This window comes from Moorena sp. SIO2C4 (assembly GCF_010672485.1).
Taxonomy (GTDB): Bacteria; Cyanobacteriota; Cyanobacteriia; order Cyanobacteriales; family Coleofasciculaceae; genus Moorena; species Moorena producens.
The window spans coordinates 1-9,032 of sequence record NZ_JAAHGN010000196.1; the positions used below are offsets into that span (position 1 = coordinate 1).

Annotated in this window: 7 protein-coding genes and 1 pseudogene; 6 read left to right on the forward strand and 2 right to left on the reverse strand. The window is 44.9% G+C overall.

The genetic code is table 11. The features are described from left to right. Nucleotides 1-561: 561 nt before the first annotated feature. From F6K20_RS12930 to F6K20_RS12940, 3 genes are all read left to right on the forward strand, one after another. Complete coding sequence (locus F6K20_RS12930; protein ID WP_008189294.1) at nt 562-807, forward strand: DUF4278 domain-containing protein; 246 nt, start codon at nt 562-564, stop codon at nt 805-807. Between the two features lie 412 nt (nt 808-1,219). Continuing rightward, the gene (locus tag F6K20_RS12935) at nt 1,220-1,459 is read left to right on the forward strand and encodes a group II intron maturase-specific domain-containing protein (RefSeq protein WP_229414744.1); all 240 of its coding nucleotides are present in this window, start codon (nt 1,220-1,222) and stop codon (nt 1,457-1,459) included. 19 nt (nt 1,460-1,478) lie between these two features. Continuing rightward, the gene (locus F6K20_RS12940; RefSeq protein WP_008189298.1) at nt 1,479-2,282 is read left to right on the forward strand and encodes a hypothetical protein; all 804 of its coding nucleotides are present in this window, start codon (nt 1,479-1,481) and stop codon (nt 2,280-2,282) included. 8 nt (nt 2,283-2,290) lie between these two features. Here F6K20_RS12940 and F6K20_RS12945 read toward each other — a convergent pair whose 3' ends face one another. Then, on the reverse strand, nt 2,291-3,781 hold the full coding sequence (locus F6K20_RS12945) for a S8 family serine peptidase (protein WP_287294917.1): 1,491 nt from the start codon (nt 3,779-3,781) through the stop codon (nt 2,291-2,293). A 353-nt stretch (nt 3,782-4,134) separates the two neighbouring features. Here F6K20_RS12945 and F6K20_RS12950 point away from each other — a divergent pair, with 353 nt between their 5' ends. The 3 genes and pseudogenes from F6K20_RS12950 (at nt 4,135) to F6K20_RS12965 (ending at nt 8,004) form a co-directional block, all read left to right on the forward strand. Beyond that, entirely contained in the window at nt 4,135-5,529 is a 1,395-nt protein-coding gene (locus F6K20_RS12950) for an IS200/IS605 family accessory protein TnpB-related protein (RefSeq protein WP_287294918.1), read from the forward strand. 651 nt (nt 5,530-6,180) lie between these two features. Then, nucleotides 6,181-6,612: pseudogene (locus F6K20_RS12960) on the forward strand (reverse transcriptase N-terminal domain-containing protein); the annotation flags it as partial. Between the two features lie 66 nt (nt 6,613-6,678). Further along, nucleotides 6,679-8,004 (forward strand): group II intron reverse transcriptase, encoded by a 1,326-nt coding sequence (locus tag F6K20_RS12965; protein ID WP_287267350.1) that lies wholly within the window; start codon nt 6,679-6,681, stop codon nt 8,002-8,004. Between the two features lie 260 nt (nt 8,005-8,264). On the opposite strand, the gene F6K20_RS12970 is transcribed toward F6K20_RS12965, so the two are convergent. Then, entirely contained in the window at nt 8,265-8,576 is a 312-nt protein-coding gene (locus F6K20_RS12970; protein WP_008185223.1) for a hypothetical protein, read from the reverse strand. Nucleotides 8,577-9,032: the final 456 nt, after the last annotated feature.

A 9,032-nucleotide genomic window follows, 5' to 3' on the forward strand; every position in this document is an offset into this window, starting at 1 on the left:
TCCCCAAGCGAGGGATTGCTCGCTTGGGGGGAACAAAACTCTCAAAGTCCCCCAAGCGAGGGATTGCTCGCTTGGGGGATTTAGGGGGCTGTCATAAAACCAGATAATCGCGCATTCATTCTTTAATTCAGCAACGCCAATTTTATTGCTGTTTCGGTAAATTTTTTACCTGGTTGAGTGATTTTTTCTCTGCCAGGGATTATTTTAACATAGTGAAACCAACCTTGGCAATAATTTGCTTTGGTTTCGCTACTCCTCAACTGCTCTCTACATAAAATCAAGGGTTTTAGGAGTAAAGTCAGTCAACCAGATTTGTTACTTGTAAGCATTGAGCTATCAGCACAAAATCCGTCAGTTTTTCAATCAAGCAAAACTTAGAAATTTTCCTGAGAGGAGCGAGTACATGAGTTATCTTGGACAACCTTCAATCAGCGGATAGCTGATAGCTCTAGGCTGAATGCTTACTGTTCCGTTAGTCTAACTTTCGGGCATTCTCTAAGTATAGGCTCTGACTTGGAGTGATCAATTACAGATATAACAAACAATTAAGAGGATAAAATAATGAAATTCACTTACCGTGGTATTACCTATGAAAATGATCCGGTAAATTTTGAGATGAAATCCGAAAAAATTGTTGGTAAGTATCGTGGTGTCCGTTGGCGACAGCCAAAGCTCAACGGTGTGCTTTTACCGGAAGCTATCGGTAAATTAAAGTATCGTGGGGCATATTATCTCCACGTTGTTTGGGGTAAACCGATTGATTTTACTAAGCAACGTTACGGAGCAAAGCATCCTTGTTCTAAATAGCTAAGCTATTGCCTTATCCCAGATCAGCTATAGCGCCAATCGGCCTTAGCTGAATGCTTACATACATAAGCTATAGAGTATCTTGAAATTGTTCCTTAAGTTGGGCTTTGGGTAATCCACGATAGCAACACTATTACTAAACTAAGGCAAAAGGCTTTCATGCAAAAGGCTTCAATGGCTTACCCAAATTGCCACAATACTTGGCACAATACTATAGATGCTTTGGATGCCTTCCCGTAGGGGTGGGGAAAGCCCGTTATATCCTTGGGACGCTTCTGCTGAGGAAAACCTCTGGATGATTGGTTGAGCTAGTTCGCCTCCTTATAGCTAGAAACTGGTGGCGAACACCAGGTTATGATATAGGTTAGTACCCAAAGACTAACTAATCGAAACTAATAACCGATGGATGGATATGGCTGGAAGCTCCACCCCTGCACCGGACAAGGGAAATTTCCGTAGCTCTCCTTCTCAGGAGAAGCACAAAGGGTTCCAAAAGAAAGTCAAAAACATCGTCAACAACTCGAATTATGGAGCTAAGATTAAGGCAGAAAAACTTGCACCAATTGTAAGAGGATGGCGAAATGATCACCGCTCCGGCAAAATTGACAGTGTAAGACACTCTCTCTGGTTCCTTATAGTTAAGAGGTTTTGAGTTTTATTCGATAGTGATTATGTCCCATCATCTCATCTTCAGAGAATCACGGACTGAGGTTTCTGTACCTGTGAAAATTGCATCCTCACCTCCATCTACCATTCCCAATACGTCTGGGTCTGCTGGGCAACTGGGGAATTTGAATCATTGGATTTTTGTGTCTATTGGACTAGCTTTAGTGGTGATTGGATTAGTAGTGTATGGTAAGCTGCAATTCAAGGATAAGGACAAAAAGCTCAAATTGGAGCAGTATAAAACTGCTGATCTCCGAAAAAAGTTAAAGCTGGCGCTTAATACCATCCGGAAAATGGAATCCAATCCCGATTTGGTTCACTCGCGGGAATTTAATCTGGACTACCTCAGAATGCGAATGGAAGAAGAGGTATTCCACTTTGGAGTTATCAATCAAATTAAAATTCGAATAAAACAGTTAATCAGTATAGCATTACGACCTACTCAAGACTCTAGAAATGTTATCGGTGTTGCTAGTACGTCAGGTCGTAAAATTAATGAAATATTTGATGTTAAGTACGAGACTGAAATTCGAGGTAAACGCAGTGTGGGAGTGCTTTTCCGCATTCAAGTTAAGTTAATGAAATTACCCACTCAACGCACCTCGGCAACCGTTAGCCAAATTATTGACTGTATTGAAACATTTCTTAGTCCAGATGCGGACAATGATACCTGGCAACCAACAATTCAAGGACGTATTGTTTGCATGCGTTGGGATCAAAAGGCAAAACCAACGCCATTATTAGTATTGGAGCAATCCACTGAAGGGGTTAATGTTACTCTAAGAACCAAACGGGTTGGGATGACGTAATATCAATTTCATTGATAGTAGTTCTCAATGGTTTTAGGGAGTAGGGAGTAGGGAGTAGGGAGTAGGGAGTAGGGACTTCGGAGCTGGGACTTCGGAGCTGGGAGTAGGAAGATGGGCACCAAACCGGATCCAGTTGCTCCGTCGTGTCCCTCTCCTGCTGGTTGACCATGGGCGCTCTTGCCCAGCTTAACATCTCGCGCTGATGCCCGTAGAATCTGCTTAATCAGGGATGGAGACAGACCAGGTTGCACCTGCTTAAGCAAGGCACAAACACCCGCTACTTGGGGAGAAGCAGCACTAGTACCGCTGATCACCGCCCAGCCATCATCAGTAGCCGTTTCGTCCTGATTCGGATACTCACCGCCGCCCAAGCCTTGGTCAATTTCGTCTCCTGGTTCAACGGGCAACATGATATAGGCAGCCCGGGGTCGCATTCCCACCAGTCCACACAGATCAGGTACATGGCGTCCTGGATAAATCTGGCTATCAAAGCTACTGGCGTAGTCGGAAGCTTCTAAGCGAAAGTCATTGCCCTCAACAGTATCGTGGGCATAGACTCCACCCACAGAAATCACTTCTGGCATCTGACCAGGAAATCCATAGTGTCCGTTACCAGCAGAGAAACAGACGGTAATACCACGCTCTTTGACTGCTTCAATAACTGCGGCCTCTAGGGGCTTGAGGAAATTCGGTAGAGGGCCTTCTGGGATACTGTAGCCCCAGCTGTTGGTCATCACCGCTGGATGTAAATCCGATGCCATCTTAAACGCCAGGGTGGGGTTACCCCCCATTTTTACACCAATAAAGTCAATATCCGGTGCATTGGAAAAAATATTTGCTGCTTCAGCGGTGCCATGACCATTCTCATCCCGCTCCACGTTTTGAGCATCTGGTGCCAAAGTTGCCTGGTAGTTGTAGCCATGCCACTCGTAAAAGGGATGCTTGTAGAATCCAGTGTCTACCATTGCTACTAAGACCCCCTTACCGGTTACCCCTACCTTGTGGACAGGGGTAGAGCGACATACCATGGCCACATCGGAGGGAACATTGAGGTGATGATAACGAACCCGTGGAGGCAGTGGCGACTCAAATAAAATCGGTGGACGTTGGGGATAAGCTCGCTCTATCAACCCAGATAGCTCTTCGGGAATGCTAAAGGGAGCACCAGCAACATGGCGCAAGAAGGTCACTTCTCCTAGTTGAGGATGAGCCTCGCTAATCAGTTGGCTGTCCCGTTCAACTCGGGTGCTAAAGACCCGTTCCCACAGTTCCCGTGGTCCATCAGCACTAATGGAAAAGGTTCCGATTTGCTGGACGCGAAAGCCAAGGGATTGTAAAACATTTGCAGCTTGAATGCCCCGTCCAGGGGGTGGGGCGAATTGTTGAAGATTCTCCGGTTGGAGGTAGGTGTCAGTGGCGAACATGGACTGGCCACTTTCTGATACGAGAATGGCTTCAAAGGAAACTCGCTCTTGTCCAGTCTGTAGTTGTTGTATCATAAATATCCTGTTACTTAAATCCTAGTTAGACAGCGGTTGATGACTATCGCTGTCTTTGTTGATCAACAAACCAAGTTGGTTTACTTCTTTGGTTTACTTCTTTAGTGTGGTATATGTGATCACATATTGACGTCACCCTCGTGGGTACTTGTGTTTTGTTCGGTTTTTGTTTAAAATTCCCCAGGGTGTTTTTGACTATTGAACAAACCGTGTGACGCATTCCCCCACCTCGTTCAGGTGGGGGTTAGTCCATGCCAAAACCAATCGCTAAAAACATGAAGCAAAAATTAAATAATTGCCGCCTTATATTTGATAGGTTAAAATAATAAAGATAATTTATTTTATTTAGACCAGTGAAAGCGGCAACCAAAGTAATTAGAACCGATAAGTGGAAACTAAATCCAACCCCCGATCAAAAATTGCTATTTGGGGAGACGGTTAAGGTGTACCGCCGTGCTTGTCGATATTTGGTTGGAATCATTTATACTCACTGGTCTGAATTAGGTTGCTTGACAGCTGATCAACTAACTCCTGCTGTTGAACGTCTAATGCATGAGACTGCCAAGCGTCCTAATATAAAGTATCCTCAGTTTAATCAAGCATTCTACAAATTTCCCAGTTATTACCGTCGTGCTGCGATTCGGCAAAGCCGACGCTTCGCGAACGCTTTTGCTGCGGGTCAGGTTAGTAGTTTTGTGACCCGTTACCGAGAATGGCAAGCGGGCACTAGAAAAAGACGCAGCGATAGTCCTCCGAGACTGAATGCTGATACTGGTTGCTACCCAGCTTTATACAAGGGTCAATGCTATAAATTACATGGCTTTAACCAAGTCGATATCAAGGTATTTAATGGCTTAGATTGGGTTTGGACTACAGTTCAAATTACCGGCCTAAGAGAAAGACACCAAATAGCTAGTAACAAAATACTATCGCCTTCATTGATATTCAATGAAAGGGTCTGTCATTTATCCGTTCCGTTCAGTTGTAAGCCAGAAAAACGAAAACCAGAGGCTAATGTAACAGCAGTAGATCTAGGAATTAATACTACTGCGACAATCTCAGTTGTAACCCACAGCGGCACTGTAATCCACAGGAAATTTATACACCCAGGAAGAGACATAGACCGTCGGGATAAGCGACTAAAGTCCGTATCTATGCGGGCATCTAAGACTATGGGCAAAGGAGGAAAACTTCATAAAGGTTTTTGCTCCAAGACCTATCAAAAATGCCGGAGAATCAATCACCAAATCGGGCACATTGTTTCTAAGCGAATTGTTCAGATTGCTGAAGAGTTTAACTCCGAAGCAATTGTGTTTGAGAGTCTTAAGGGATGGAAGCCCAAAGGGGGACGGAAACGCTCTAACCTCCGGCAAAGGTTTCATGGATGGCTCAAAGCAAAAATTCGCGATTTTACTGAGATGAAATGGGTTGAGTTAGGCGGCAAAGTAATAGAGGTTGTGGCAGCTTATACCTCCAAACTCGCCTACGATGGTTCCGGCAAGGTCAAACGTGATTCAAAAAATTATGCCCTAGCAACCTTCTCCTCAGGTAAGCGGTTTAATGCCGTTCGCGTAGCGTGGCCTACGGCCAATCTAAACGGCGCTTACAACATTGGTGCTAGAGGTGTGTTTAAACTCACTAACAGAAATGGTAGTGGGGGTCGTTCCAGCAAAAGCCCTGGACGATCGCCTAGAAGCTGGGCTTGCCTGTGTGAGTGCGATTCGTTGGTTAGAAACCTACCCCCTTGAGGGTCTGGGGGATTAACCGCCTGGTTCAATGAACCTTGACAACTTGATAACCATGTTGGTGAAATACCAACCCGGAGACAAAACCTTAGAATAGTGCAGCCTTAGTACAAAACCTTACTCCTATGATGCCTAACCTGCTGACCATAAAGGCTGCACTATTCTTTCGGTAACTTCTGACCCTCGTGAAATCCGAGTGACAGCCCTACCCCTACTTCAGAACTTAACAACCCTGGGGTAAAGCGGGGTCGAGTAGTGAAGCACTGCTAGTCTAAAGTGGTGTTAGTAACAGGCAATAGAATTCATGGGTACGAGAGGAAGATACGTCAGAATCATCGTCAGCAAGACGTAGTGAAATAAGGCTGAACCACTACGGACAAAATGTCAAAGGAGCATACAGGTTTATAAGGTTTCACATTCTTATAAAGATTTCCCTAAAGTTCCCGGTGAAAAGTATCACCCTAAAAGTTCAAAAGAATGGTTATCAGGAACGAAGTAACTTTTATATGTACTCTCAACACGGTCGGTTGTTGAGTAGGTAGTTAGCCGCAAGTCATATGAAAGAGGGATTGAGTCAGAAGCCAAAGCCTGGGGTAATACCCAGGATACGCACACAGACTCACGTTGTAGGAAAAAATATAGCTAGGAGTAGTAATGCATAAGTCCAAAACTCGGGGGTTCGCCCCACAGTCGGAATGGAATAGGGTTGATTGGCGCAGGCTAGAAAGAACCGTATTCAAGTTACAAAACCGGATATATCGAGCCTCTCAACGTGGCGATGTTCGCGTGGTTAGAAAACTCCAAAAAACCCTGATGAAATCCTGGTCAGCCAAAATGCTCGCAGTCAGGAAGGTGACCCAACAAAACAAAGGCAAGAAGACTGCCGGAATAGACGGGAAGAAAGCTTTAACCAGTAAGCAACGACTCGACTTAGTAGCCAGCCTAAAACTGTACAAGAAGCCCCAACCAACCCGCCGGGTCTGGATACCTAAACCTGGAAGAGATGAGAGACGGCCTCTAGGGATACCAACCATACATGACCGAGCACTACAGGCACTTGCCAAACAGGCATTAGAACCTGAATGGTCAGAAGTTACCGCAAGATAGTGGAGCCTTTATAGTTTTAAGGTTATGCAGAGAAGGTTTTAAGGCTTGTTAGTAAGGCTCCACTATCTAAGGTTTCGTCTCCGGGAAGCCAAATTTGAACCTAATTCATACGGGTTTAGACCGGGACGGTCATGTCACGATGCCATCGAAGCAATATTCAACAGCATCAAACAAAAGCCCAAATGGGTTTTAGATGCTGACATCGCCAAATGCTTTGAAAAAATCAATCATGATGCACTTCTAAGAAAATTAAATACTTACCCATCCCTGAGACGATTAATCAAGAACTGGTTAAAATCCGGGGTGATGGATAAGGGAACATTCTCCCAATCAAACGAGGGTACCCCTCAAGGCGGAATCATATCTCCGCTTTTAGCGAATATAGCCCTCCACGGAATGGAACAGAGAATTAAACAATATGCAAATTCTATGAAAGGAAATAAGACCAGAAATAGAGGAGCATTGAACTTAATTCGATACGCTGATGACTTTGTCATCATGCACAAAGACCGTTCAGTGATAGAAGAATGTCAAGAAATCATCAATGATTGGCTCAGTGATATTGGCCTGGAACTAAAACCAAACAAAACCAGAGTGACTCATACGACCATAGGATTTGACTTCCTTGGCTTCAACATCCGGCAATACACAGCCGGAAGAAATCACTCCAAACAAGGGTTTAAAACCATCATCAAACCATCAAGGAAGAGCGTAAAAGAGCACCTAGAGCAACTCTCGTCAGCAATTGACAATCACAAAGCCGCTCCTCAAGATGCCTTAATAAGGCACCTCAAACCTATCACAAGAGGATGGTGCAAATATCACAGCTCAGTCTGTAGCAAGGAAACCTACTCGAAGATAGACCACCTGCTCTGGAACAAACTTCAAAGATGGGGTTATAGGAGACATCCTAATAAATCAAAAACCTGGGTGAACAAAAAATATTGGGGAACTAAGGTTGAAAAACCAAAGAAACCATGGGAAGCCCCAAAAATAGATAACTGGGTATTCATGACCAACGAGGAGAATTACCTCCCCAAACACGCCAAGACCAAAATAGTCAGACACGTGAAGGTCAAAGAGACTCGGAGTCCATTCGATGGCGACCTAATTTATTGGAGTACCAGAATGCAGAAACACCCTGAAATGACCAGTCAAAAGGGAAGGCTTTTGAAAAGGCAAAAAGGGGTATGTACTCATTGTGGTCTCACCTTCAGGGATGGAGATTCGATGGAAAAACACCACATAATACCACGCTCGCTCGGTGGAAATAACTCAGACAAAAATCTAGAGTTACTTCACCTACATTGCCACGATATAAAGCACGGAGAGAAAATCGACTCATCTGAGTTAGATGCCAATCCGTTCTAGAGGTACCAATGAAAATGGTTCCTATAATGAGGAGCCGTATGAGGGGAAACTCTCACGTACGGTTTTGAAGACGAGTCAGTGAGGCGACTCTCTGGCTTAGTTTAACTCTCTGGGTTAGGGATAACCAAAGATTAGCATAGGACACCTCCACCTCGGCGATAGCCAGGTGGGGGAAGCTTCATGATTTGACTATAGAAAACTACAGGCACGACCCGATTGTGCCTCTAGCCTGGACAATGTTCGGATTATCGTTAACTGGATCAGAAAAATTCTGGGGGTTCTACAAACATCACCCCAGTTACCAAGGTTTGTAGTTGCTCAGGAATTTGTAGATTGTCAACCGCAGCTTTGGGATAGGTAACGTCACTGCCATCTATCTCCTGGATCAGGGTTTTCTGCTGTGGTTGGAAGGAAACATTGAAAGTTGATTCCCACAGGGATTGCGGGGCTTGTACACTGATAGTCGGTCCAATGTGCAGGATCCGGAAGCCAAGTTGTTGTAGAGCTAAAGCAGCTTGTCTAGAGTGGTTGGGGGATGACTGAATTTCTGCTGAAATCGTGTTTTCCGGCATAGAACCCCTCCGATGGAAAGTCTGGCGTCGTTGATTTTTGGGTAGGGGCGACCCATTCGAGCCAGTAATTCGGGCAAGTAATTAATGGCTCAAACCCTAGGTTTTATGTGCTTTTGCTTCGCCCTCCCATAGGCTAACCTAGAGTTTCCCTCAATTAAGGGTAACTTGTCAAGCTATAGCGCTACCCCCGCTGGAATCCGGATTCTGGAATCCGGATTCCGGAATCGGGCGGGGGAAGAGTGTGGTTAGAGGGGCGGGTGCGCGTGGGGAGAGGCAGGGCTGTTTAATTCTTTGGCATAAATTGTCAGATCAATGGGATTGAAAGGAAGGTGGGGTGCTGGGGAGAGGTTTTTTTTGAGGTTAAAAATCCCTATCTCCCTATCTCCCTATCTCCCTCTGAAGAGAGCCTGGTATGGGAAAAGTGTATAGATCTGTGGGGTCCGCGTATCTAAAAAA

Bases quoted from the DNA above. Each gene is read 5' to 3' on its own strand.
- F6K20_RS12935 (WP_229414744.1), top strand. From the start codon at position 1,220: ATGGCTGGAAGCTCCACCCCTGCACCGGACAAGGGAAATTTCCGTAGC.
- F6K20_RS12970 (WP_008185223.1), bottom strand. From the start codon at position 8,576: ATGCCGGAAAACACGATTTCAGCAGAAATTCAGTCATCCCCCAACCAC.
- F6K20_RS12940 (WP_008189298.1), top strand. From the start codon at position 1,479: ATGTCCCATCATCTCATCTTCAGAGAATCACGGACTGAGGTTTCTGTA.
- F6K20_RS12930 (WP_008189294.1), top strand. From the start codon at position 562: ATGAAATTCACTTACCGTGGTATTACCTATGAAAATGATCCGGTAAAT.
- F6K20_RS12945 (WP_287294917.1), bottom strand. From the start codon at position 3,781: ATGATACAACAACTACAGACTGGACAAGAGCGAGTTTCCTTTGAAGCC.